This window comes from Larkinella terrae (assembly GCF_009668025.1).
Lineage (GTDB): Bacteria > Bacteroidota > Bacteroidia > Cytophagales > Spirosomataceae > Larkinella > Larkinella terrae.
In genome coordinates, this window is sequence record NZ_WJXZ01000001.1 from 89519 (window position 1) to 115803 (window position 26285).

General features: G+C 52.0%; 18 protein-coding genes. 12 read left to right on the plus strand and 6 right to left on the minus strand.

Going from position 1 to position 26285, the window contains the following annotated elements; translation table 11 throughout:
• Nucleotides 1-174 precede the first annotated feature (174 nt).
• The 3 genes from GJJ30_RS00360 (at nt 175) to GJJ30_RS00370 (ending at nt 1983) form a co-directional block, all read left to right on the plus strand.
• Nucleotides 175-411, plus strand: a complete 237-nt coding sequence (locus GJJ30_RS00360) for a zinc ribbon domain-containing protein (protein ID WP_154171986.1) — start codon at nt 175-177, stop codon at nt 409-411.
• A gap of 161 nt (nt 412-572) precedes the next feature.
• Complete coding sequence (locus GJJ30_RS00365; RefSeq protein ID WP_154171988.1) at nt 573-1121, plus strand: YceI family protein; 549 nt, start codon at nt 573-575, stop codon at nt 1119-1121.
• A 283-nt stretch (nt 1122-1404) separates the two neighbouring features.
• Nucleotides 1405-1983: a DUF4136 domain-containing protein gene (locus GJJ30_RS00370; RefSeq protein ID WP_154171990.1), complete on the plus strand. Its 579-nt coding sequence runs from the start codon at nt 1405-1407 to the stop codon at nt 1981-1983.
• A gap of 64 nt (nt 1984-2047) precedes the next feature.
• Here GJJ30_RS00370 and GJJ30_RS00375 read toward each other — a convergent pair whose 3' ends face one another.
• The 3 genes from GJJ30_RS00375 to GJJ30_RS00385 form a co-directional block, all read right to left on the minus strand.
• Complete coding sequence (locus tag GJJ30_RS00375) at nt 2048-3385, minus strand: M23 family metallopeptidase (protein ID WP_154171992.1); 1338 nt, start codon at nt 3383-3385, stop codon at nt 2048-2050.
• Nucleotides 3386-3456: 71 nt separating this feature from the next.
• Nucleotides 3457-4239 carry a LytR/AlgR family response regulator transcription factor gene (locus GJJ30_RS00380; protein WP_154171994.1) on the minus strand — a complete coding sequence of 261 codons (783 nt, stop codon included), beginning with the start codon at nt 4237-4239 and terminating at the stop codon, nt 3457-3459.
• Nucleotides 4240-4382: 143 nt separating this feature from the next.
• A complete protein-coding gene (locus GJJ30_RS00385; RefSeq protein WP_154171996.1) occupies nt 4383-5843 on the minus strand; it encodes an APC family permease in 1461 nt (486 codons plus the stop codon).
• 252 nt (nt 5844-6095) lie between these two features.
• Between GJJ30_RS00385 and GJJ30_RS00390 the strand changes: the two genes are divergently transcribed.
• Complete coding sequence (locus GJJ30_RS00390) at nt 6096-7070, plus strand: c-type cytochrome (protein WP_154171998.1); 975 nt, start codon at nt 6096-6098, stop codon at nt 7068-7070.
• A gap of 8 nt (nt 7071-7078) precedes the next feature.
• Here GJJ30_RS00390 and GJJ30_RS00395 read toward each other — a convergent pair whose 3' ends face one another.
• Complete coding sequence (locus tag GJJ30_RS00395) at nt 7079-9433, minus strand: beta-N-acetylhexosaminidase (RefSeq protein ID WP_154172000.1); 2355 nt, start codon at nt 9431-9433, stop codon at nt 7079-7081.
• A 53-nt stretch (nt 9434-9486) separates the two neighbouring features.
• Here GJJ30_RS00395 and GJJ30_RS00400 point away from each other — a divergent pair, with 53 nt between their 5' ends.
• The 7 genes from GJJ30_RS00400 (at nt 9487) to GJJ30_RS00430 (ending at nt 21050) form a co-directional block, all read left to right on the plus strand.
• Nucleotides 9487-10089: a DUF6134 family protein gene (locus GJJ30_RS00400; protein ID WP_205880514.1), complete on the plus strand. Its 603-nt coding sequence runs from the start codon at nt 9487-9489 to the stop codon at nt 10087-10089.
• A 377-nt stretch (nt 10090-10466) separates the two neighbouring features.
• Nucleotides 10467-13502 (plus strand): SusC/RagA family TonB-linked outer membrane protein, encoded by a 3036-nt coding sequence (locus tag GJJ30_RS00405; protein WP_154172002.1) that lies wholly within the window; start codon nt 10467-10469, stop codon nt 13500-13502.
• A 147-nt stretch (nt 13503-13649) separates the two neighbouring features.
• Nucleotides 13650-15029, plus strand: coding sequence for a RagB/SusD family nutrient uptake outer membrane protein (locus tag GJJ30_RS00410; RefSeq protein WP_154172004.1), 1380 nt, complete (start codon nt 13650-13652; stop codon nt 15027-15029).
• Between the two features lie 31 nt (nt 15030-15060).
• The gene (locus GJJ30_RS00415) at nt 15061-16692 is read left to right on the plus strand and encodes an alpha/beta hydrolase-fold protein (protein ID WP_170299080.1); all 1632 of its coding nucleotides are present in this window, start codon (nt 15061-15063) and stop codon (nt 16690-16692) included.
• Between the two features lie 12 nt (nt 16693-16704).
• On the plus strand, nt 16705-18609 hold the full coding sequence (locus tag GJJ30_RS00420) for a CocE/NonD family hydrolase (protein WP_154172008.1): 1905 nt from the start codon (nt 16705-16707) through the stop codon (nt 18607-18609).
• A gap of 225 nt (nt 18610-18834) precedes the next feature.
• Nucleotides 18835-19920, plus strand: coding sequence for a lipase family protein (locus GJJ30_RS00425; protein ID WP_154172010.1), 1086 nt, complete (start codon nt 18835-18837; stop codon nt 19918-19920).
• Between the two features lie 77 nt (nt 19921-19997).
• Nucleotides 19998-21050, plus strand: a complete 1053-nt coding sequence (locus tag GJJ30_RS00430) for a sialidase family protein (protein WP_154172012.1) — start codon at nt 19998-20000, stop codon at nt 21048-21050.
• Nucleotides 21051-21158: 108 nt separating this feature from the next.
• Here GJJ30_RS00430 and GJJ30_RS00435 read toward each other — a convergent pair whose 3' ends face one another.
• Nucleotides 21159-21641, minus strand: a complete 483-nt coding sequence (locus tag GJJ30_RS00435) for a hypothetical protein (RefSeq protein WP_154172014.1) — start codon at nt 21639-21641, stop codon at nt 21159-21161.
• A gap of 13 nt (nt 21642-21654) precedes the next feature.
• The gene (locus tag GJJ30_RS00440) at nt 21655-22104 is read right to left on the minus strand and encodes a hypothetical protein (RefSeq protein WP_154172016.1); all 450 of its coding nucleotides are present in this window, start codon (nt 22102-22104) and stop codon (nt 21655-21657) included.
• A gap of 312 nt (nt 22105-22416) precedes the next feature.
• On the opposite strand from GJJ30_RS00440, the gene GJJ30_RS00445 reads away from it, so the two are divergent.
• Nucleotides 22417-26145, plus strand: a complete 3729-nt coding sequence (locus tag GJJ30_RS00445) for an isoleucine--tRNA ligase (protein ID WP_170299081.1) — start codon at nt 22417-22419, stop codon at nt 26143-26145.
• The last annotated feature ends 140 nt before the right edge of the window (nt 26146-26285 follow it).

A 26285-nucleotide genomic window follows, 5' to 3' on the forward strand; every position in this document is an offset into this window, starting at 1 on the left:
CTTTTGTCTGAATATAGATGAAACCGTTACTTTACTTCAATAAGTAACGGTTTTTTTATGATGGTAACTTTTTTGAACCACTCAAGCTGATTATCAACCTCTTCGCCAATATTTCCGAACGGTTTTCATGGAGCCCTTATCTTCCGGTTCCTTTTTCAAAAAACCGTCGTTTCAATGAACCTCGAACAAGAAATCGCCAGCCGGTATTCCTGCGTCAAATGCCGGAATAATGTAGTGTATATCAAGCGGATTGCCACAACCGGTACGGGCCTGTCCCGCATATTCGACATCGAACACAATGTTTTTATTGCCTGCTCTTGCACAAGATGCAGCTACACCGAATTTTATAACCCGGAATTTCTGGAAGGGAAAGATAATCTAACCAATATTCTCGATCTGTTATTTGGCTGATTACTAAATTATTATCCTTTTTAATAACCCTTATTCTTCCCTCTCGTTTTACTGCTGGATATTTTTTCCAAAAATTTTCAAGGATATTGAAACATTTTTCAATGATTAAATGTATTAACATTAAATGTCACTACATTATTAACCAAAAATATAATACAATCATGGCAACAACGGCTGCTCCCGAAACCATTACCTGGACGATTGATCAATCGCACTCCGTTATTCAATTTAAAGTACGTCACCTGATGGTGTCAAACGTCACCGGTAAATTCACGTCTTTCGACGGTAAAGTTGAAACGGTTGGCGACGATTTCGAAAACGCATCGGTTTCTTTCTCAGCCGATATCGATAGCATTACAACGGGCAACGAACAACGCGACGGCCACCTGAAGTCGGCCGACTTCTTCGACGCTGCCAACCACCCGCAACTGACGTTTCAATCAACTTCGGTGAAAAAAACCGGTGATGAAACCTATGATATTACAGGCGATCTGACGATCCGTGGAACGACAAAATCAGTCACATTGAAAGCCGAGCATGGCGGACAGATGGGCGATTTCTACGGCAACACCAAAGCCGGTTTTGAAATTACCGGAACCATCAAACGGAAAGAATTTGGCTTATCATGGGACGCCGTAACTGAAGCGGGTGGCGTAGTCGTCAGCGACGACGTCAAGCTGTTACTCGACGTTCAGGTCGGTCACCAATAAGCATTTTAATTTAACTATTTTTTAACCACCCGCCTGTGAAGGACGGGTGGTTTTTTTATGGAATGTCCCCATCCAATTTTAAGACAACGCACTGATTTTTAATAGAATAAAAGCCGGCATTCGAAAAAACCGCCCTCAATTTTCACAAATCAATTATCGAACTAACTTTGTTAAAAATTAGTTATTTAATTGACAAAATACTAATGAGAAATCAGTAAGCGTTAACAAGTAGTTCACTTGAATTTTGAACTTGATTTCATAACTCTTATAACGCAAATCACCTATGAATACCCGGAGCATAATTGCCAGTCTGTTCATGTTGGGTCTGTTGGCAAGTTGTTCGCCATCCATTAATGTCAAATACGACTATGACCCAAAAGTAAATGTTCGCCAGTTCAGCACCTTCCGTGTTGAAGCTGACCAACGCCGTAATAACGCTGACCCGATTGCGGGCAGCAACCTGAACCAACGCCGGATCGCTGACCAGATTGAAAAAGCCATGCTGGCCAAAGGTTACAAGCCCGTTGTGGGCGGAGAAGCCGATCTGGTAATCCGGTTCTTTTCCGATTCAAAAGATCGTCAGCAGGTGCAGTCCAATAATATGTGGTCGCCGTATGCCATGTGGTATAACCCCGGTTATAACAACGTTTATACGCGCCAGTATGAAGAAAACCGGGTGGTTGTGAACGTGTATGATTCCCGCACGAACGACATCATCTGGCAGGGCTGGGCATCGGGTCAGTTGAACCAGAGCAAAAAAGACCGTAGCCGCGATGTTGCGTATCGGACTACCGTTGATAGCATCATGAAACAACTGCCCGAAAGCGCTGGATCGGATTACGGTTCGGCCCGGGAAAGATAAAAAAACCGGTCTAAACGGTTGATCGAAACCGCTTGCTTCCGACGAAGTGAGCGGTTTTTGATTTTTAGGGTGTTTGGGATAACCAGCCCGTTGCCCCACTCACCCGACGAACCAGTTGGTAGGAGCCAAAAACGCCCAGCACGTCCACGGCGGTTCCGGCCGGAAGTGTTTCCATAACGGCCGATTTACTATTGGCGGCTTCCAGCAAATCCGTCCCGACGGGTAGCGCTGCCCGACGCAACGATTTTCGGGCTGGTTCAACGGAGTTGCTGGCAATGTAACCGGTTATGCCATCCGGTAATTCTACCCGCAGCCAGGTGGCGGTGCCGCCCGTAATGGCAAAAGCCGACGAACGCGGCAGGGTGCGCAAAATGGGCGCATCGCCGTTGGGCGACTGGCGAATGACCGCGCGAACGGCGGAAACCCGGACGGAATCACCCAATGTTTCGGCGGCAATCAGCGACTGGCGGGCCGGACCCGTTCCGCGCCGAACGAAGGGTAACGGGTCGACCGCGCCGGTATTTGAGCTGTAAATACCAAAATGAAGGTGCGGGCTGGTCGTTCGGGCGTTACCGGTATTGCCCACAAACCCGACCGTATCGCCAACTGAAACTCTTTGCCCCTGCCGAACCGCCTGGGAATCCAGGTGAGCGTAGTATAAGGTCTGGTTGCGCCGGGAATCCGAAAGATAGACGACATTGCCGCCCAGATTGTTGGTACCAACGCCGGAAACCGTTCCGTCAGATGCGGCCAGAGCGGGCGTGCCCCGGGGCGCAAAAATATCGATGCCTTCGTGACGCCGACGGCCGGCATCGCGCGGAACGCCAAAATAACTGCTGATCTGGCGGCTGTCGCGGCCACTGACCGGAAAGCTCAGTACCGGTTCGCGGCTGATGGAAAGCGTATAGCGGCCGCTGCGCAGCAATTCGGGCTGGATTCGGATGAGATGCGTGCGGGTTCGGCGGATTTCCACTTCCAGTTGATTCGTGTCGGCTTTGGCAGATGCCAATCGATCGGGGTCCTGATTGCGTTCGTCGAGTTCAAACACATCAATAAAAACCTGAACCGGCTCCTGGCCCTGTACGTCGACCTTGATGATGAATTTGTCACCCCGCTGCCCCTTCAACCGATAACCGAGCGCAAAAGGCCGACTGGACGAAAAATAACCGCTTTCGCGGTAAGGGACATTGACAAGAACGGAATCTTTCAGGGCCCGGTCGGCGGAAGCCAGCCAGTCGGTTCCCAAAGCGGTTTGCTCGAGGTGGGCGGTGCGGAGCGATTGGGTGTATTGGTCGTGCGGAGAAGCCGATCGAAAAAGTTGCCCCGGTCCTACACTTTTACAGGCGCCCAGCAAACCCGGCAATACAATAATCAGAAGGCGATACGTGAAGAATCGGTACATGGATGAGTGATCGTTTGGGTAGTAAACGACCACTTCCGTAGCAAGGTTTTTGAAAAAACCGCCCGGTTTACTTATTTGCCCATCCAGATCTTGAAATCGCTGACCTTTTCGCGGCTCACGATGGCTTCCTTTTCAAAAACCGGTTTCAGAGTCAGTGACAGGCGGTTGCCGAAGTACGGCTGAATTTGCTCAACCGTGCCGTGCGTAACGATGACGCCCCGGTTGATGCGGAAAAACATACCCGGATCCAGCGCGTCTTCGAGTTCGTCGAGCGTATAATCGATCAGGTATTTCTGGTTATTCCAGGTTTTGAAAAAACTAAACCGCTCGTCGGTGAAGAAAAAAGCAATGTCCTGCACTTCGACCGACAGCAGCCGCTGGCCCAGCCGCACCAGAAACCGCCGACGGTATTCCTTCGGTTGTTGCAGTTGCAGCTCGCGCAGGAGTTTATCCAGATTAATAGCCTGGTTCGTGGACTCATTGGTCTCGGTCCGCCGAATATTCAGATCCCGGAATTTCTTCAGACTGCGCTGTAAATCATCCTTTTGGATCGGTTTCAGCAGGTAATCGATGCTGTTTACCTTAAACGCCTGGAGCGCGTATTCGTCGTAGGAGGTCGTAAAAATAACCGTGCTATTCACCTCAACCTGCTCGAAGATTTCGAAACTCTGCCCATCGGCCAGTTCAATATCCATAAAAATCAGATCGGGCGACGCGTTCGTTTTGAGCCAGTCAACGGTATCTTCAATACTGGCCGTCACGCCCGCCACCTCGAGCGAAGGATCCACCTCCTGCACCAATTTCCGCAACTTCCGCACGGCCAGGTCTTCATCTTCAACTATCAATACATTCATCAGAACATCTTTTCAGGAAACGGTAGCAAGTAATCGTATTTCTTTCAATTTCTGAAAGGAATACCGACCGAATTGTTTTTTCTGAAGCGTGTATTGCGCAAATACCAGCGGGAATTGCAAAATAGACCCTCCAAACCGCTGCATTATTTCCGCCCCCGCGAGGTCATAAAATAGATGGGGATGCCCAATCCGGCGATCAGTAAACCCATACCGGTATTGAAGGTTTTTTCCTTCAGCAGAATCAGGCAGATGATGACCGCGACCACCATGTAAATGGCGGGAATCAGCGGATAGCCAAACGCTTTGTAGGGCCGCTCGGCATTGGGTTCTTTGCGCCGAAGTAGAAAAAGCCCGCCAATGGTGACGGTATAAAACACGAGCGAAGTAAAAGTGCAATAATCCAGCAAATCGCCGTAGGTCCCTGATAAACAGAGAACGGAAGCCCAGACGCATTGTAACCAGAGCGCAATACCCGGCACGGAATTCCGGTTTAAGTTCGCAGCGGTTTTTAGAAATAAGCCTTCTTTGGCCATCGCGTAATACAGCCGGGCGCCCGACAGGATCAGTCCGTTGTTGCAGCCAAATGTGGAAACCATGATTAAACCCGCCATGATCGCGACGGCCACATCGCCAAAAATAAGCGAAACCGAAGCCGTCGCCACGCGGTCGTACGAAGCAAACTGAATACCCCGGCCCACCACATCCGTGGCCGTTGCCGAACCTTGCAGCGGCAGCAGCGAGAGGTAAGCGATATTGGCCAACGTATAAATCGTCGTAACCAGCAGCGTTCCGACAAACAGACTCAGCGGAATGTTCCGGCGCGGATCCCGGATTTCACCGGCAATAAAGGTCACGTTGTTCCACGAATCGGCGGAGAACAGGGAACCGATCATAGCCACCCCTAACGCCAGCAGCAAAGCCATGCCGCTGATTGGTATGACTGAGCCGTCGGCTGCGGTTTGAGTAGCGGTCCAGGCATTCTGGAAATTCGCCGAGAGTGTTCCGGTATTCGATCCGAAGCCAATGCCAATCACGATCAGGCCCAGCAGCGCCAGCAGTTTGGCCGAGGTAAACACGTTCTGAATCAGTTTCCCGCTTTGAATGCCCTGGCTGTTGATCCAGGTCAGCAGGACAATACTACCAATGGCAAACAGCGCCGACGCCTTGACCGGAAACGACCCAACGCTGAACAGAATATTTTCGGGGTTTAAAGCGGGTACAAAAACCGCCGTGAACTTGGTAAAAGCCACGGCAACGGCCGCAATCGTTCCGGTTTGAATCACCGCAAAAACCGTCCAGCCGTATACGAACCCCAGCAGTGAACCATAAGCGCGCTGAATGTACACAAACTGACCGCCCGCTTTGGGCATCATGCCCGCCAGCTCGCCGTAGCTCAGGGCCGCCGTAACCGTAATAACGCCCGTCAGAACCCAGAGAAAAATCAGCCAGCCCGCCGATCCCACGTTTCGTGACATGTCAGCACTGACAATAAAAATTCCGGAACCAATCATGGAACCGGATACCAGCAGGGTTGCGTCGATAAAACCCAGCGAGCGCTTTAGTTCAGTTTTTTCTTCAACTACGGGGTTTACGGGGTCAGTCATAAATGGGTTTAGCTAGGAACGGATGGAAGCGGAAGATAAAGAAAATTTCGGCGATTTGGTAAAACCGGGCCGAAAAACAAGTTTTGGGTAACCGATCAGAGCGCGGGAAAACCGTTACGAACCGGCATTGAGTGTATGGCTGGTTTCTGTCGGGAAATGACGCTTTTTTGACGTCTTCCGACAGTATGCCGGCAGCCGTAACTCCTTTATTTTGTGCTCATAAACACGAATGAACACACTTACTTACTCCGTATGAAAAAAGTCCTGCGCATCTTCCTGATCATCGTCGGTTTTGTGGTTGTAGCCATCCTCGGCTTTGTCAGTTTTGCCGCCGTTCGGGGTGTTCCCGATTACGATCCGCCGGTGGTTCAGGATCTCAAAATCGAGGCCACACCGGCGCGACTGGCACGAGGGGCGAAAATTGCCCAGATGCACTGCATTGCCTGCCACGCCGACGAAAACAAGCAGTTGACCGGCCGACATTTAAGCGACCTTCCGAGTCTGTTCGGTACGCTGTATTCCATGAATATTACGCAGGACAAAACCGTCGGAATCGGCAGTTGGACCGATGGCGAACTGTATTATTTCCTGCGAACCGGTTTGCGGAAAAACGGCACCTTTGCGCCCATCATGCCCAAATTCGCGACCATGGCCGACGAAGATGTGCAATCCGTGATCGTGTGGCTGAAATCGAACGAAGCACCGGTTCAACCGGTGGCGAAAGAAGCGCCCAAATCCGAGTTTTCGCTGTTCGCCAAATTGCTGGCGAATACGGTGATCAAACCGCTGCCGTTTCCGGAAAAAGCCATTCTGATACCCGACAGCACGGATGAACTGGCCTTTGGGCGCTACGTTGCCGACGGTCTGGGAACCTGTTACGCCTGCCATTCCGCCGATTTCACCAAACAGGACCCGCTGCACCCGGAATTGTCGGAAGGCTACTATGGAGGTGGCAACGAAATGAAAACCGCCGATGGCAAACCCATTTTTACGGCGAACCTGACCTTTGACGAGGAAACCGGTATTGCCAAAAAATACACAAAACCGCAGTTTATTCAAGCCGTAAAAGCCTGCGTACGGCCGGATGGCGGTCTGATTCGCGGGCCCATGTTTCCGCATCAACTGACGGATTACGAAGCCGGAGCCATTTTCGAGTACCTCAAAACCGTACCGAAAATCAAGAACGACATTGCCAACAAGGAAAAAGAAGCCCTGGCGTCCAAATAAAACCGGGTTTATTCGACCGTAATTTCGTCGGCCATCACCCAGGCATCCTGACCGGCTTTGGGCATTCCGGCTGGTACTTTTCCCACATTTCGGGCAATTATCCGCACATAGCGACACGAAACCGGTTCAAAGGTGAGCGTCTGGCGGATGATTGCCTTTTTTCCGCGCTCCGTCGGGTCCATCGGTACGGTTTTAACCGAACGAAACGTTTTTCCATCTTCCGAAACCGCCACCTCAACCGCCTTCGGAAGCAGGATATTTCCCGCCGTTGCCTTCACCAGTCCGATCGTAACCAGTTGAATCACCTGCGATTCCGCCAGATCGATGGTCGCATTCAGGTCGGTGGTTTTTACCCCGGCAACGTTCTGCATTTCTTCCAGGTAGCCAATCGTGCTGCCGTAGCGTCCGTCGATCAACACCGAAGCGTCGATAGTTCGGGGTTTGGTGGCCGCCGTTGCCAATTGAAGGGTTTTTCCGGTTGCCTTCGAAACCGCAAAATTCCACGATTGTACCTCGCCAATAACCCGACCGTTTTGAACCGTAACGGCTTTCACAGCAGCCGGTTTTGTCAATCGAATCGGTTGAACGTAGCGCTCGGACTGAGCGGTAGGTTCCGAACCATCCGTCGAAAACCGGATCTCGGCGGTTTTTTCGTTCGCTTCAAGGCGTACCTGCAAACTACCGTCCGTCAGGGGCGTCTGTTCGGCCAGCACGTCGTAATACGCCCGGGAATACCCGACGCCGAGATTGTCGAGCCGCCGGAACAAAACCGGCAGTCGATGCGTAAAATCCGGCCAGTTTTTCCGCCCGGAAGGCGTCCAGGCCAGTTCCGCAACGGCGGCTGCCCGGGGCCAGACCATGTACTCCACCTGCCCGGGCGTTGCCAGGTATTCCGTCCAGACGCTGGCCTGAACACCGAGAATGTGTTGTTGAACGCTGGCTGGTAAATCTGCCGGAACGGGATCGTACGAATAGGTTTCTTCCAGGGGAGTAAACCGCCCGAACGCCAGCGGTTCCTGCGACCGATCGGCTTGATAATGATCGAGGTACACGAAATTTTCGGGGGTCATAATCACATCGTGCCCCTGCCGGGCGGCTTTCAAACCGCCTTCGGTCCCGCGCCAGCTCATCACCACTGCCCTGGCCGATACGCGGGCCACCGGACTTTCTCCGTCCATGATTTCGTCCCAGCCAATGATTTTCCGCCCTTTCGAATTGACCCAGCGATCGATGCGGGCCGTAAAATAGCGTTGCAGTTGGTTTTCGTTTTTCAACTTTAACTGCTTCATCAACTGCTGACAGAATGCGCTGTTTTTCCAGGCGGTTTTCGGACATTCATCCCCGCCAATGTGAATGTACGGACCGGGAAACAAGTCCATTACTTCCGTCAGCACGTCCTGCAAAAACGTAAACGTCTTTTCGTAAGGACATAAAATATCGCTGAAAATCCCCCATTTCGTCGCGGTTTCGTACGGCCCGGCCGAACAACCGAATTCCGGATAAGCCGCTAAAATCGCCAGCGCATGGCCAGGTGTTTCTATTTCAGGAATAATAGTTACATATTTGGATTTCGCATACCGCACCACCTCACGCACTTCATCCTGCGTATAAAAACCGCCATAAGGCTGACCATCAAACTGTTGCGGATCTGATTCGTAATAATGGCCGATCAGCGTTTCCTTGCGCCAACCGCCGACCTGCGTCAGTTTGGGGTATTTTTTAATCTCAATTCGCCAGCCCTGGTCATCGGTCAGGTGCCAGTGGAAGGTGTTGAATTTGTGAAGGGCCAGCAGGTCAATGTATTTTTTAATGAACGAAACCGGGAAGAAATGCCGGGCCACATCGAGGTGCAAACCCCGGTAATTCAAACGCGGCCGGTCTTCAATCCGGCAGGCCGGAACGGACCAGTTAACGGACGAAACGGCCGGTTTCGAACCGAAAATTTCGGGCGGCAGCAATTGATAAAGAGACTGAACCGCGTAAAAAAAACCGGCTGGTTTGGCGGCTTCAACGGTTATGGCGTTCGATCGGCAATCGATCCGGTAGCCTTCCGAACCCAGAGCCGCGTCATTGACGGACACAAACGAGAGCATATTTCCCGCAGACTGGGTTTCGGAACCGGCCTGAATCCGGATCGCAAAACCGCTGGCGGAGTTGAGTTGACGAACAAAGTTTTCGGCAATCGTTTGAAGTTCCGGCTGCCCCGCAGGAATCCGCACAAGGGTCGAAGCGGTAAACGTAAACCGGCCCTCGCGGGCTTCCAGTCCGGCGGGTTTGGGAATAATCGAATATGTATTGACCGGCTGGCCAAAACCGGTCAGCGACAGGAACAAACCCAGCCAGAACCAGACCATTCGGGACATAACAAGTCAGGTGAAATAGTGATCATTCAAAAGTAACAAAAACAGATTTCAGCGTGCGACACGGATTTCTCCTTATTGCCTTTTCAGTCTTTACCTGTGTACCCGCTTTCTGCCAGACGGTCACGCAAAAATACAACATCGAAGTAGCCGGTTTTCGTATGGGAACGATGACCGTCGCGCAAATCACCAGCCCGAACTCGGTGGTATACGATCAGGTCAGCGACGTCGAATTCTGGTTTTTTGGGAAAGTAAAAATCTACTATAAAACCGTATCCCGCTTCGACCCCACCAACCGGCAACTTCTCCAGTCCAACATCGACGCGGTGTCGAACCATGGAAATTATCAGTCGGCCATTGTCTGGCAGAAAGATCATTATGACATCAACGTCCGGCAATATAAATACGAACGAAAAGCTACTGAATGGCAGCCGATCGAGTTCACCGCGATGCGGCTTTACTACGAAGAACCCGTTGGGCGTACCCGCGTTTTTGCGGAATATTTTGGCAATTATGCCACCATTGAGCGCACAAAAAAAGGGAGCTACCGCGTCCGGATCGACGACCGGGAAGACGAGTATTTTTATGAAAAGGGAAAGCTGATTAAAGTAGTAAAAAAGAACTCTATAAAGAATTTTGTAATACGATTAATCGAATAATTACTTAATGGCGGCATTTTGTACCAAGCATCGATTATTATACAAAATATTATATAAAAGATAAAATTTATACCAATATTTATTTCATAAAACCAGAATTAATTTACCTATTATTTTGACAATTCCAATATTGTCAAAATATAATTTGCACTTTAAGAATAAGTACCTATAATTGCATCGTCAGTTACCTGACCGAGTACCAACAAAACCTACAGGCGCATACCGTCTCTGGCAAACGTTAGATTTGCCCATTCAGACCTCCCCTCACTGAACGATTAAGGTGTCTCCCGGCCATCCGGGAGCAACGGTTTTGTATTGCCTTTACCTCCACCCATTCAGAGTGAATTTCTCAATTTTTATACAACCCAAACTAACAAATGATGAAGCAAATCTATGCATTGCTGCTCGTCTGGATCGTAGTCGGCGGAGTCGGGAAAGCCTGGGCTCAGGACCGAACATTATCCGGAAAAATCTCTAGTGCCGCCGATGGCTCACCCTTGCCGGGCGTAAACGTGGTCGCGAAAGGATCGTCGAAAGGCAGCGTTTCGGACGCAAATGGAAATTATACGCTGCTCGCTCCGGCCGGTACGAAAACACTGGTTTTTTCATACATCGGCTTTCTGACGCAGGAATCGCCCGTATCAGCATCGACGGACGTCTATAACATCACGATGGCGGAGGCCGCCCAGAGTCTGGATGAAGTGATTATCTCGGGTTTGGCAACGAGCGTGAAACGAAGCAACGCGGCCAATGCGGTTTCCCGGATCACGGCGGATGAGTTGGTCGGGAAAACCCGGCCCGTAACGCTGGATGCGGCCATGAGCGGGAAAATCGTCGGGGCCAACATCGTGCAGAACAGCGGGGCGCCCGGGGGTGGTATCTCCGTCAAACTGCGCGGCATTTCGTCCATCAACGGTAGCTCTGAGCCGCTGTATGTGGTCGATGGCGTGTTTGTCAACAACTCCCAGTTTGCCACCGGTGCGGGTTCGGGTTCGTTCAGCGGGGCCGGTACCAACCAGGACCAGGCCCCCAACCGGATTTCGGACATCAACCCCGCCGACATTGAGTCGATGGAAATCTTGAAAGGTCCCAGCGCAGCCGCCATTTACGGAACGCGCGCCAATGCCGGGGTGATCATCATCACGACCAAAAAAGGGAAAGCCGGAAAAACCAAAGTGAGCTTTGGGCAGGACGTCGGTTTTTCATCGGCCATCCGCTTGTTGGGCTCCGAAGGCTGGAGCCTGGACCCGATCGGGCCGGAAGGACAGAACAAATTTGACTATGTATTCGGGAACGGAACGGTTGGGAGTGGTAGCAAAACCGAGATCGAACTCTGGCAAAAAGCCACTGCCGAAGGCAAAATCTACGATTACGAAAAATACATTTACGGCAACACCGGCCACATCACCAACACGCGGCTAAGCGTTTCGGGCGGGAACGACAAAACCAAGTTCTACTTCGCTACCGGCCTGAACGACGAAACCGGGATTCAGAAAGGCACCGGTTTTCAGCGCAAATCCATCCGTCTGAACGTGGACCACAAACTGGCGAAGTGGATCGACTTCTCGATTGGCTCGAATTACATGCGGACCGGTGCGCAACGGAGCTTCAGCGGCAACGACAACCGGGGCGTTTCGATCGGTTATACACTGGCATACACGCCGAATTACGCCCAACTGTTCCCGGTCAACGGCGTCTATCCGCTCTCGCGCTACACCGGCGACAGCCCGATCGCCATTGCCGAACGCACGATCAACGACGAAAACACCAACCGGTTTATCCAGTCGTTCACCAGCAATATTTACTTCCTGCAAAAAGCCAACAGCACGCTGAAACTGGCGGTTCAGGGCGGCTTGGATTACGTCAACACGGAAGCGGAAGTGTATTTCCCGGAAGATTTGCAGTCGCAGCTGACGCGGGCCACGCCGGGGGCGTCGCGGTATTCGAAAAACCGGAGTTTCAACACCAATTTGCAGGCGTTCCTGATTTACAACTGGCAACTGGCGGGCGGTAAAATCGACCTGACTTCGCAGGTGGGAACGGTGCGGTTGACGACCGACAACGACTTTAGCTGGATTCAGGGCGACGGTTTGTTGCCGAAACAGAAAAACCCCAACACCGGTAGCGTGCGGACGTTCAGCGAAACCTGGCAGGCCTGGCAGGATGTGGGTCTGGTGGCCCAGCAGGAAGCCAATTACCAGGACAAGATTATCGGTACGCTCGGGATTCGATTCGATAAATCGAGTTTGAACGGCGACAACGAGAAGTGGTACGGTTTTCCAAGGGCGTCGCTGGCGGTCAACGTAGCTAAATTCGGCTTCTGGGATTACGAACCGATCAGCCAGTTGAAACTGCGGGGCGCGTTCGGTCGCACCGGGGGGGTTCCGGCTTACGGGAACATCTTTACCTCTTTGGGGACAACGATCATCGACGGCCAGTTGGGTTCAGTAACGCCGACGAGCGTGGGCAACCCGACCATTGAGCCCGAAACCGCCCAGGAAGTGGAATGGGGCGTCGACCTCGGTTTGTTCAAAAACCGGATTAATCTGGAAGCGACCTATTACGACAAAAAAGTATTTAATCTACTGAATCCGTACACCTTAGCATCCGGAACCGGTGTCACTCAGTTCAATGCGTATCCGGTCGGTGATTTGCAAAACAAAGGCGTTGAGTTGGGCCTGAACATCGTTCCGGTGGAGATGTCGAACTTTACCTGGACCTCTCAGGTGCAATACTGGTTCAACCGCAGCAAAATCACGCGGCTGGAAATTCCGAACACGACGGTCGGCTCCGGTTTCAGCATCTACGGCCGGAACCAGTTGCGGCTGGGTGAATCGCCGACGCGCTGGTTTGGCTCCCCGAACGTACCGGATGCCCAGGGCGTGGCCCAGGCGACTCGCTACGAAGATGCCCAGCCCCGCTACCAGATTTCGTTCTCGAACCAGTTTAAACTGTTCCAGCACTTCGATCTGTCGTTCCTGCTGCACACCAGCCAGGGTAATTACAATTCGAACCTGACCATCAAGCAGAAAGATACGGGCGGCACGACGACCGACTGGAGCAAAGTCGAAAACCTCTACGGCAACGTGGGACTGCCGAACGGCCGGGCGCGGCTGCCAACCAACCCGAACGTGACGGCCCGGGAGTTTATTCAGGATGCCAGCTACGTGCGGCTGCGGGAAATTTCGCTGTACTACTCGCTCCCGAAAACCCTGTTGAGCAAGGCGTTTGGTACCGTGGTTTCCAACGTAAAGGTTGGGGCGTCAGCGCAGAACCCGTTGACCTGGACCCAGTACAAGGGCTACGATCCGGAGGTTTCCAATTTCGGTAACCAGTCGGTGGGTGCCAGCGTCGATAACGCGGCTTTCCCGAACAGCAAGCGGTTTTTCTTCCACCTGGCGGTCGATTTTTAACTATTGTTCTCAGCCTTTTTGCCCCCGCTTTTAGCCCCCAACCCCCTGAAGGGGGCTTGAACATCCAGATTGGAAAGCCCCCTTTAGGGGGTGGGGGGCAAAAGATCGGGAGCAAAAAAAGGCTACCAACTTCCAACGTATTCACTCATGAAATTTTCTATAAAACATACCATTCTGCTCATTGGACTGGCGTTTGCCCTGCCTTCCTGCAGCTTTTTTGAGGTCGAAAACAGCATCGACCCCAACAACCCTCCGCTCGAATCGGTTTTGACCAATGCCTCGCGGATTCAGATTAATCAACTGGGCATCGGGATTCAGTCGGCCATCCGCAACGGCCGGTCCAACTACGTCCTGGTGGCGGGTTCGATTGGCCGAGAAATCTACAACCTGGCCTCAACCGAGTTGACCTGGACGACCGAGTTGCTCGGCAGCACCAACGGGGGTTTTAGCGCCACGACCCTGTTCAACGGCTATTACGCTGATTTCGCCCAGACCCGTCGCCGGGCGGAGTATTTCCGGATTGCGGCCGAAAACTCCGCGCCGGGTGCCCTGACCGATGCCGAAAAGGAAGGCATTAAGGGTTTTGTGAACACTGTGGATGCCTACACGATGCTGGTTATGCTGAACATGCAGTATAAAAACGGCATCCGGATCAAATACACGGATTTGTACAGCCCGGGCGACATGCTGAAACCGGGGCCGTTTGTTTCGTACGAAGACGGTTTGAAAGAAATCCGGCGGCTGCTCGATGAAGGCGCCACCCAACTGGCGGCTGGTGGAACGGCTTTTGGCTTTACGGTGACGAGCGGTTATGCCGGTTTTAACACCCCAGCCAACTTCCGGAAATTTAACCGGGCGCTGGCGGCCCGCACGGCCATGTACCAATCGGACTGGACCGGTTTGCTGACGCTCCTGAACGACTCGTTTTTTGACCTGAACGGCGCAATGACCACCGGCCCGAACTTCACGTATTCGACCACCTCGGGCGACATTGTGAACCCGCAATTCCAGCAGATGAACACCACGGCGTCGCCCGTTGTGGCGCAGGCGCTGTTCATTTCGCAAGCCGAAGCGGGCGATACGCGCCTGAAAAAAGTGACCAAACGGACGTCATCGCGCGCCCTCAGCGGCATTATTGGTGACTATGATGTGTCCTTGTACACCACCAGCACCGCGCCGATTTCGATCATCCGGAATGAAGAACTGATCCTGATGTACGCCGAAGCGATGATCCAGACCGGGAAACTGGCCGAGGCCGTAACCGCGCTGAATAAGGTGCGGGTGGCCGCCGGATTGAAGGAGCTGGCCACGGCCAAACCGACGATTGTCAACGATAAAAACGGCCTAATCGACGAAATGCTGAACCAGCGCCGGTATTCGCTGTTTTACGAAGGCCACCGCTGGTTCGATATGCGTCGCTATGGTCGGCTGGCCCAGTTGCCCAACGACCAGCCCAACCACAAGGTGTACGACCAGTTGATCCGGCCGTTTGCCGAAGTGCAGTGGGACGCCAAAAATCCGCAGTAAGAATCCAAACCCAATTCCTTCCTATATGACTATGACACGAATCCATTCAACTCCACCGTTTCGGTGGGCGCTGGTGGTGCTGACGTTGCTCAGTTCCCTAACCGGTTTTGCCCAAACGAAACTCAAGTTTGACATCTCATACCCCGCGTCCATCAGTTCGACGCCCCTCACGGGCCGGATGTTCCTGATCATTTCGCGCAAAGACAGCACTGAACCGCGCCTTCAGGTGGGCCGGTATGGCACCCAGTTCTGGGGTGTCGATTTCGAAAAACTGGCTTCGGGCAAAACCGTCACCGTCGACGGCACGACGCTTGGGTATCCCATTAACGCCCTGAAAGACGTCCCCAAAGGCGAGTATTTTGTGCAGGCGGTTTTGAACAAATACACGGAGTTCAAGCGGTCGGACGGGCACACGGTCTGGATGCACATGGACCAGTGGGAAGGTCAGCAGTGGACCCGCTCACCGGGCAATGTCTACAGTGCGGTGCAGAAAATCACGATCGATCCGGCGAAAAGCGAAACCGTCAAGCTGGAAGTGTCGAAAGTGATTCCGCCGATTTCGGTGCCCGCGGACACCAAATGGGTGAAGCACATCAAGATCCAGAGCGAAAAACTGACGAAATTCTGGGGCCATCCGATTTTCATTGGCGCGACTATTCTGTTACCGAAAGGCTATGAAGAAGAACCGGGCCGGCTATATCCGACGGTCTATCAGCAGGGTCATTTCTCAACCGCCCCCCCGTTCCGGTTTGCCGAAAATCCGAACAACGAGTTCTACAAAGACTGGACGGCGGACAATGCTCCCAAGTTTATCGCCGTAACGCTGCAACACCCGTCGCCGTATTTTGACGATTCGTACGCGGTCAACTCGGCCAACAACGGCCCGTTCGGCGACGCCATTCACGAGGAACTGATTCCGGAAATTGAGAAGAAATTCCGTTGTATTCGCGAAGGCTACGCCCGTTTGCTGACCGGCGGCTCAACCGGTGGCTGGGAATCGTTCGCGTTGCAGGTCTGGTACCCGGATTTCTACGGCGGCACCTGGTCGTTTGCGCCCGATCCGCTCGATTTCTGGAACGTGGAAGGTATCGACATTTACAAGGATAAAAATGCCTTCTACAAAGAGTACGAATGGTATAAAGTGCCGACGACGAACACGCGGATTCCGGCCACGGGAGAAGCCCGGCTGACGTCGGAGCAACGGAACACGATGGAGCTGGTAAATGGCACCAAAGGCCGCTCGGGCGGACAACTCGACGTCTGGAGCTCGGTGTTCGGGCCGGTGGGAGCCGATGGGTATTTCAAACCGCTGTTCGATAAAAAAACCGGGGTGATCGATCCCAGCGTGGCCGCTTACTGGAAGGAACATTACGACCTGCACTACTACCTGGAGAAAAACTGGGCCACGGTGGGTCCGAAATTGGTGGGCAAACTGAACATCATTGTTGGTCGGATGGACGACTTCTTCCTTAACTTTGGGGTTTATAAAGTCGACGAGTTTCTGAGCAAAACGACCAATCCGGCCTACGGCGGTTCCGTGACGTACGGCGACCGGGGCGGTCATAGCTGGCGGCCGTATTCCAACGGCGAACTGCTCAAGATCATGGATGCCCATATCAAAAAAATGGCTCCGGCAAAAAGTGCGACTACAAAAGCCAACTAGTTAATCGATCCTATGAAAACTACGTTCAAAATACTGTCGCTGATCCTGCTGCTGATCTTCTGGCGGGGGTTGGAACAGCCGCTGCTGGCGCAATTGGCCGCTAACAAGGCGGATTCGCTGTACATCCTGGAAAATTACACCAAGATGGAACGGATGGTGCCGATGCGCGACGGCGTGAAACTGTTTACGTCGATTTACGTGCCGAAGAACACGTCACTGAAATACCCGATTATGTTCGACCGCACGCCCTACAGCGTTGCCCCGTACGGCGAAGACAAGTATAAGACCTCGCTCGGGCCATCCATGCTGTTTGCCCGCGATGGTTATATCTTTGTTTATCAGGATGTTCGCGGTCGCTGGATGTCGGAAGGAAGTTTCGTTGCCGTTCGGCCGCATATTGCCAGTAAGAAATCGAAAACCGATGTGGACGAGAGCACGGATACCTATGATTCCATCGACTGGCTGATCAAAAACATCCCGAACAATAACGGCCGCGTGGGCACCTGGGGGATTTCGGCACCCGGTTTTTACACGACCATGACGGCCATCGACGCGCACCCGGCGCTGAAGGCGGTTTCGCCCCAGGCGCCGGTGACGGACTGGTACATGGGCGACGACCGACACCACAACGGCGCGTTTTTCCTGATGGGAACCTTCGCCTTTCTGTCGTCGTACGGCCAGCCACGCCCGGTTCCAACCTCGAAAGCTGGCCCGCGTTTTACGGAATACGGCACCCCGGATTCGTACATGTTTTACATGAACGTCGGCCCGCTGTCGAAGGTGAACGCCAAATATTTCAAAGGCGAAAACGCACTCTGGCAGGAGATGATGGTGCACGATAAATACGACGAATATTGGCAGGCCCGGGCGGTTGTTCCGCACCTGAAGAACATCAAACCGGCGGTGATGACCGTGGGCGGCTGGTTCGATCAGGAGGATTTGTACGGCCCGCTCAAGGTGTACGCCGGAATCGAAAGCAAGAATCCAAAGACGACCAACAAGCTGGTGATGGGTCCGTGGATTCACGGCGGCTGGGCGCGGAGCACGGGCGAAGCGCTGGGTAACATTAAGTTCGGCGCTAAAACCGCTCCCTATTACCGGGAAAAGATTGAATTTCCCTTTTTTAATCACTACCTGAAAGACGGCCCCGATCCGCAATTGCCGGATGCTTCGATCTTTTTGACGGGAGCCAACGAGTGGAAACAATACAGCCAGTGGCCGCCGAAAGAGTCGCAGGAGCGGAATATTTACCTGCACACCAGCGGCAAATTATCGTTTGAACCGCCGAAGGAAAGCGAGCCGGTTTTCGATGAATACACCAACGATCCGAAAAAACCGGTTCCGTATACCAATAATGTCCAGATCATTCGCGGCAGTGACTTTATGTACGAAGACCAGCGGTTTGCGGCTGCCCGCCCGGACGTGATGGTGTACGAGTCCGAACCGCTGACCGAAGACCTGACCATTACCGGCAACGTCATGGCGAACCTGTTCGTCTCGACCTCCGGAACGGATGCGGATTTTGTCGTCAAGCTGATCGACGTGTACCCCGACACGACGACGGCCACCAGCCCGATTCCGACGACCAAGATGGCCGGTTTTCAGTTGCTGGTGCGGGGCGAAGTGATGCGGGCCAAATTCCGGAACAGCTTCTCGAAGCCGGAACCGATGAAACCGGGCGAAGTCTCGGAAGTGAAGTTTGACATGCAGGATGCGGCCCATACATTCAAAAAAGGCCACAAACTGATGGTGCAGGTGCAAAGCTCGTGGTTCCCGCTGGTGGACCGCAATCCAGGCAAGTTCATGAACATCTACGACGCGACAGAGGCTGATTTCCAGAAAACCACCCAACGCGTTTACTTCTCGAACAAAAATCCGTCGCACGTCAAAGTGCGGGTGTTGAATAAGAGTATTTGAGGTTATTAACTAAAAACCGCCGGGTCGTAAGCGAGACATTGCTTTACGGCCCGGCGGTTTTTTATGGAAATTCGCCAACAAAGGAAATCTCTTCCATTTACCGGACAACCAAGCGGTTTTCAGCACAGCGCGCAGAAAAAATTGGACAGAAAACCGCCTACTTTCGGAATGTCCTGTATCTTGCAAATCACCACTCCATTCCGGTGTCATTAAACGAGTTACCCGATGAGAAACCGACTTTTACTCTTCCCGATTTTGCTTTTTGGGCTGGCAGCGAGTTCCGCATCGGCCCAGACCAACCGGTTGAAACTCGGTTTTGAAAAAGCCGAATTCATCGAAATGCTGCGGGTGGCGGCTGGCCATGTCGACTCCGTGACGATTGATTTGCCCCAGCGCTGCAAGAAATTGTACCGCTCGCCGACCGTCGGCCTGGACAACAAGTGGGAACTCTGGCAGCGCGACGACGGCGTCGGTATCATCAGCATTCGGGGAACGACCCTCGATCCGCTGGGCTGGGTGGAAAACTTTCATGCCGCGATGGTGCCCGCAACGGGCCAGATTCAACTGAGTTCCACCGAAACGGTTTCCTATAAACTGGCTAAAAATCCCCGGGCGGGTGTGCACGCCGGTTGGCTGATTGGTACGGTTTATCTCGCCAAAGACATTCTTCCCAAACTGGATTCCTGCATTCAGAAAGGGACGAAGGAGTTCATCATCACCGGCGACAGCCAGGGCGGAGCCATTTCCTTTTTGATGAATTCGTACCTGCATAGTCTACTGGGAAACCGCCTGCCCGCCGATCTGCAGTTCAAGACCTACTGCATTGCGGCCCCCAAACCGGGTAACCTTTCGTATGCCTACGATTATGAAGTGATGACCCAGGGCGGCTGGGCCTTCAACGTGGTGAACTCCGCGGATTGGGTGCCCGAATTCCCGATGACGGTGCAAACGACCGACGATTTCAATTTGACCAACCCGTTTACGACGCTCAAAAAAGCTATCAAAAAACAGAAATTCATCAACCGGCTGGCCCTCAACTACGTCTTCAACAAGCTGGACAAACCGAGTCGCAAGGCCCAACGGCGGTATCAAAAAACCCTGGGTGGCTACGTTGGCAAGATCGTGAAGAAAACGCTACCGGATTACCAGCCAGCGGCCTATTTCCCGAGCAGTCATTTTGTTCGGGCGGGCCAGACCATTGTGCTGGATGCCGACGAAACGTATTACCAGCAGTTTCCGGTCGAGGAAAAACAGCTGTTTAAAAACCATTTGCTGAAACCGTATCTGTTTCTTGGCAACCGGTTGAAGTGACGGTTTTTCGGTCAAATCGCCCGGCCTTTTACAATCAATTCAAATTCCTAACCCGCTTAAAACCGTAATTCTTCTCGATGAAAATCCAATTTCTAGTTTTCCTGATCACCCTGTTACCTGGTTTTGTTGTGGCCCAAACCGCCAGCGGCATTGTTAAATCCGAGTTCATTTACGAAACAGCTCCCTTTCCATCCTGCCATGCCTCGACGCTGGCCGAAACACCCCAGGGCGTGGTTGCGGCCTGGTTTGGCGGCACCGCCGAACGCAATCCTGACGTTGGCATCTGGTTCAGTCGCAAAACCGGAAGTGGCTGGACCACTCCCGTCGAACTGGCCAACGGGATTCAGGCCGAAGGGCCGCGGCAACCAACCTGGAATCCGGTGTTGTTTCAGATGCCCAAAGGCCCGCTGCTGCTGTTTTACAAAGTTGGCCCCAGCCCCTCGACCTGGTGGGGCATGCTGATGAGTTCGACCGACGGCGGCAAAACCTGGACAAAACCCACGCGGCTACCCGACGGTATTGCGGGACCGATCAAGAATAAACCGGTTTTGCTGGCTTCCGGCAAACTGCTCTGCCCGTCGAGCAGCGAAGACAACGGCTGGCGGCTGCACATGGAAAGCAGCACCGACGGCGGAAAAACCTGGCAAAAAACCGCTGCGCTGAACGACGGTAAAGAATTCAGCGCCATTCAGCCCAGTATATTGTTCCATCCCAACGGGCGGTTACAACTGCTGTGCCGGAGTAAGAATAAGCAAGTGCTGGAAGCCTGGTCGGACGACGGCGGAACCAACTGGACGGCGTTGAAACCGACGGAATTACCCAATCCGAACTCCGGAACGGATGCCGTAACGCTCCGCGACGGTCGGCAGTTGCTGGTCTATAACCATACGCCGAAAGGACGTTCACCGCTGAACGTGGCCATATCGCCCGATGGCAAACGCTGGCAGGCGGCTGCGGTGTTGGAAAATGAACCCGGTGGGGAGTTTTCGTATCCGGCGGTGATTCAAACTCGAGACGGTTTGGTGCACATTACTTACACGCATCACCGCAAGAAGATAAAATACGTGGTGCTCGATCCGGCCAAACTGAAACTGGCTGACATTCAGAATGGACAATGGCCGAATCCGTAAGAAGCGATTCGGAACGATAAATTATAGTAGGAGAAAAGAAGAGAGAGAATAGATGAATGACTAATTCTCTCTTCTTTTCTCTTTTGTCTGCTTGTCTACTAGTGGAAATCAGCGCGTGGATTGCTGTTGAATAGCGGTTTTCAGGCGTTCGATTTCCTGACTCTGGCTGTCGGCTTTGAAGTAATAATACAAACCGGCAATCAGGAAAATTTTGGATAAAATAAATACGGCAATGAAAGCAATGCGCCAGTATTTATGCACCCGAATGTAGGTATCGCTAAAGGCAACTTCTAAAAAATCCGGTTTTTCGGGTTGAGGTTCAGCGGTTTTCTCGTGACCATTGACCGACTCCCGTTTCTTAATTTCGGTACCAACTGTTCGGGCTTCTATCAATTCCCAGGTGCCCGGTGGCGGTGGAACTGCGCTATCCAAACAATACTGTTCAATTACAATTTCAAGCTCGTTTAATGCGGAAGATACTTCGGGATAAAGCACCTTCATTTCCAACACTTCCCGTTGCTCATCATCGGAAGCTAATCCCAGCAGATAAGCTTCCAAAACGCCACTTTGTATGTATTGCTGCGTGTTCAAGTTTTCTGCTTAATTACGATCTGTGAAACATCTGAAAATAATCCCGAATGGCTCTCAAAATTTCCGGTTTTGAAATGCCGGATTGTTCGGAAATTGCTTCAAATGAATACCCTTGACGAAACGTTAAATCAAAAATAGACTCCGGTGAATAACTGCCAGTTGACGAAATTGGTTCGATTTGTTCCCGCTGGGCCTGCCCGGTTTTTTCTTTGTATTCAAATGCTTTGGCGCGGGCCATTCGGATAATTGTGATCGCCGGACTCACCGCAGGATTTGAAAAAGAAAGTAAATTTACTGATTTAAAAACTTCTAAAAGAACTTCATGAGCCTGATTCTGTGGAAGTATTTGTAAAATAATTCCATATGCCATTGCTCCAAATCGATCATATAAGGCGCGCTGATCAATCGGCTTACGTTGACGCCGTAATGCACCATTTTCTGATGATCTTTCCAGTTCGTTCATGCCATACCGTATTTATAAAACAAAACCGAATTACCCACAGATCCTGTCCACTTAACCAAAGGTTTAATTCGCTTCTGCTCTTATTTAATCTTTGTCTCTCGTTTCCAGTCTTCTAACAGCAAACTTGATACCAACTCAGTAGTAAAAGTATAGAAAACTTTTCAACTAATTACACATTTACCAGACAAATAAGACGAACACAAATTGCTTGCTTAAGCAAAAAAAGGAAAGCCGGGTTGTACTTTCCGGTAGTGCGGTGCGTTCCGCCCAATTTTCCGTATCTTTGCGCTTGATTTCAACTACCAGACTATCGTGAGTTACAAAGAACATAAAAACCTGAATTACGCGCAGGTTGGCGATGCCGTTTTAGCTTTCTGGAAAGCCAATCGCGTCTTTGAACAGTCCGTCGAAACCCGCGAGGGCCGACCTACATTCACGTTTTATGAAGGACCGCCCTCGGCCAACGGAAAACCGGGTATTCACCACGTCATGGCACGGGCGATCAAGGATATTTTTTGCCGGTACAAAACGCTGCAGGGTTTTCAGGTAAAACGCAAAGGCGGTTGGGATACCCACGGTTTGCCCATCGAGTTGCAGGTTGAAAAAGAACTCGGAATCACGAAAGACCACATCGGCAAACCCGAATCCGAAGGCGGAATCAGTATTGAAGAATACAACAAAAAGTGCCGGGAAGCCGTCATGAAATACACGGATCTCTGGAACGACCTGACCGAAAAAATGGGTTACTGGGTCGATCTGGAAAATCCGTATGTGACCTATCAGAGCGAGTATATCGAATCCGTCTGGAATCTACTCAAACAACTCTACGACAAGGGTTTACTGTATAAAGGATACACCATTCAGCCCTATTCGCCCAAAGCCGGAACCGGTCTGTCGTCGCACGAACTGAACATGCCCGGCACGTACAAGGACGTGAAGGACACGACGATTGTGGCGATGTTTAAAGTGGCAGAGGGCAAAGAGCAGAGGGCAGAGGGAAAAGAACCCCATGCCCTTACCCCCCTGCCCCCTGCCACTTACATCCTCGCCTGGACGACCACGCCCTGGACGCTGCCCGCCAACTCGGCGCTTACGGTTGGCAAAGACATCGATTATGTGCTGGTGAAGACGTTCAATCCGTACACTTACGAGCCGGTCAATGTGGTGCTGGCGAAAGCGTTACTGGGTCGCTGGTTCAACGAAAAAGGCCGGGATGGCGATTTTGACGGCTATGCGGCTTCGGACAAAAAACTGCTTCCGTGGACGGTTGTAGGCGAATTCAAAGGGTCGGAACTGGCCGGTATTGAATACGAACAGTTGCTCCCCTACGTCCAGCCTGAAACGCCAGCTTTCCGCGTCATTCTGGGGGATTTTGTCACGACCGAAGACGGTACGGGCGTGGTGCACACGGCTCCGACTTTCGGTGCGGATGACTTCCGGGTTGCCCAGCAAAACGGCATTCCACCGATCATGGTGAAGGACGAGAACGGGAAAGATGTTCCTATCGTCGACAAGCACGGCCAGTTTGTGAAAGAAATCGGCGAGTTTGGTGGCCGCTACGTGAAAGAGCAATATTATTCCGACGAAGAACGGGATGCGCCGGAGTTCAAACCGACGGATGTGCTGATTGCCATTAAATTAAAAGAAGAAGGCAAGGCGTTCCACGTTGAAAAATACGAACACCCCTACCCGCACTGCTGGCGGACCGACAAACCGGTTTTGTATTACCCGCTCGATAGCTGGTTCATCAAAACGACGGCGGTGAAAGACCAACTGGTGGCGCTGAACAAAACCATCAACTGGAACCCCGAAAGCACCGGAACCGGGCGGTTTGGCAACTGGCTAGAAAATCTCGTGGACTGGAACCTGAGCCGCAGCCGGTTCTGGGGAACGCCCCTACCCATCTGGTTACCGGAGCACCCTGTACATAAATATTCCGTTGCACCCAAATGCATTGGAAGTAAAGATGATCTTAAAGAACAAGGTTGGTATTACTTTGAGAAAGAAAGGTTAGATCATTTTAAATTAAAACTTCAACTGTTCCTTGATGAAACATTAGAAATTGCTCTAGGAACATTAGAGAATTATTCGGAGGATTTTTCTGCGTTCCAAGTCGATTCTTTCCATATAGATGCACTTGCATGGCGTAGCCTTTGTGAAACAGAACTATTACCTCAGGATTTTGCCAGGTTAAGAATTGATATGGAACCAGTAATGCAATATCTTACTCCTGTGAGCGAAATTATTGACACTTTAGACTTACATCGACCGTATATCGACCGTATTGCTTGTATAATTGCAATAAATCCAGTTCATCAGGAGTGGGAAAATAAGGGAGACCAATATGTTATTTATTGTCGCGAACCAGATCTGATCGATGTCTGGTTCGATTCCGGGGCTATGCCGTACGCTCAGTGGCATTATCCGTTCGAGAATAAAGATATCTTCAATAAGGCGTATCCCGCCGATTTTATCTCCGAGGGTGTCGATCAGACGCGCGGCTGGTTCTTCACGCTCCACGCCATTTCGACCATGCTCGGCAAAATGGATGGCGAAAACGATTCGTCGGTCGCGTTCAAAAATGTGGTTTCGACCGGTTTGGTACTCGACAAAAACGGCAACAAAATGTCGAAGCGGCTGGGTAACGCCGTCGACCCATTCACCACGCTGGAAACCTACGGTGCCGACGCCACGCGCTGGTACATGATTACGAACGCTGAGCCCTGGGACAACCTGAAATTCAACATCGACGGCATTGCCGAGGTGCAGCGCCGGTTTTTCGGAACGCTCTCGAACACGTATTCGTTCTTCGCACTGTACGCCAACCTCGACCAGTTCGACTTCGATGGCGTGCGCACGATTCCCGTTGATCAACGCCCGGAACTCGACCGCTGGATTCTGTCGAAACTGCAATCGCTGGTGCTGGAAGTGGAACAGCAGTTTGAAAACTATAACCCGACCAAAGCCGGGCGGGCGATTCAGGATTTCGTCAACGATCAGCTTTCCAACTGGTACGTCCGGCTTTCGCGCCGACGCTTCTGGAATGCCCCTAAATCCTCTAAAGGGGATTTCTTAAACGCTGCTGATTCGTCGTCCAAGTCCCCTTCAGGGGATTTAGGGGCTGACACCCGCGCGGCTTACGAAACCCTGCACGAATGTCTGACAACGGTTTCGAAACTGATGTCGCCGATTGCGCCGTTCTATGCCGACTGGCTGTTTCGCAATTTGACCAAAGAAACCGAATTATCGGTTCACCTGACGGAATTCCCGAAAGCCGAAACCGCGTTGATCGACAGCGATCTGGAGACGTCCATGCAACTGGGTCAGGATATTTGTTCGCTGGTTCACTCGCTGCGGAAAGGGCACAAAATCAAGGTTCGCCAGCCACTGACGAAAGTGCTGATTCCGGTTCTGAACGAAACCACCCGGCGGCAGATCGAGCACGTTTCGCCGATCATTCAGTCGGAAGTGAACGTCAAATCCGTTGAATTCATCGACGATGCGTCGGGTATTCTGAAGAAGAAAATCAAGCCCAACTTCAAAACGCTGGGGCCGAAATTTGGTCCGATGATGAAAGACGTGGCGACGACGATCAACACCATGACCGAAGACGACATCCGCAAGCTGGAGGCCGCCGGAAGCATGCAACTGGCCATTGGGGAGATCACGATCGCCGATGTGGAAATCCGGACGGAAGATGTACCGGGCTGGATTGTCGCCAGCCAAAACGGTTTGACGGTGGCACTGGACGTAACGATCACGCCCGAATTGCGTCAGGAAGGTATCGCCCGCGATTTCATCAACCGCATCCAGAATCTGCGGAAAGACCAGAATTTTGACGTTACCGACAAGATTCGGATCGAACTGGAGCAAAATGACGGTCCGAACGAAGTCCTTGCCAGCGCGATTGAAACACACCGGGAGTACATTTGTCAGGAAGTTCAGGCACTTTCGCTGGAAGTGGTCAGCGATTTGAACGGCAACGCAACGGAAATCGAAATGGATGAGTTCCTGCTGCGGTTATCCGTAAAAGTCGCGTAAATATACCATTTAAAGTATATATGCATCTTTTCTGGTCGCGTAGCGACTCAATGTTTATTGCATGCGTTTCCAAAGCACATCCTTTTGGTCGCGGAGCCGACCAACCACGCCGCATTTTTTAGGGAGCGACGCGACCCCAC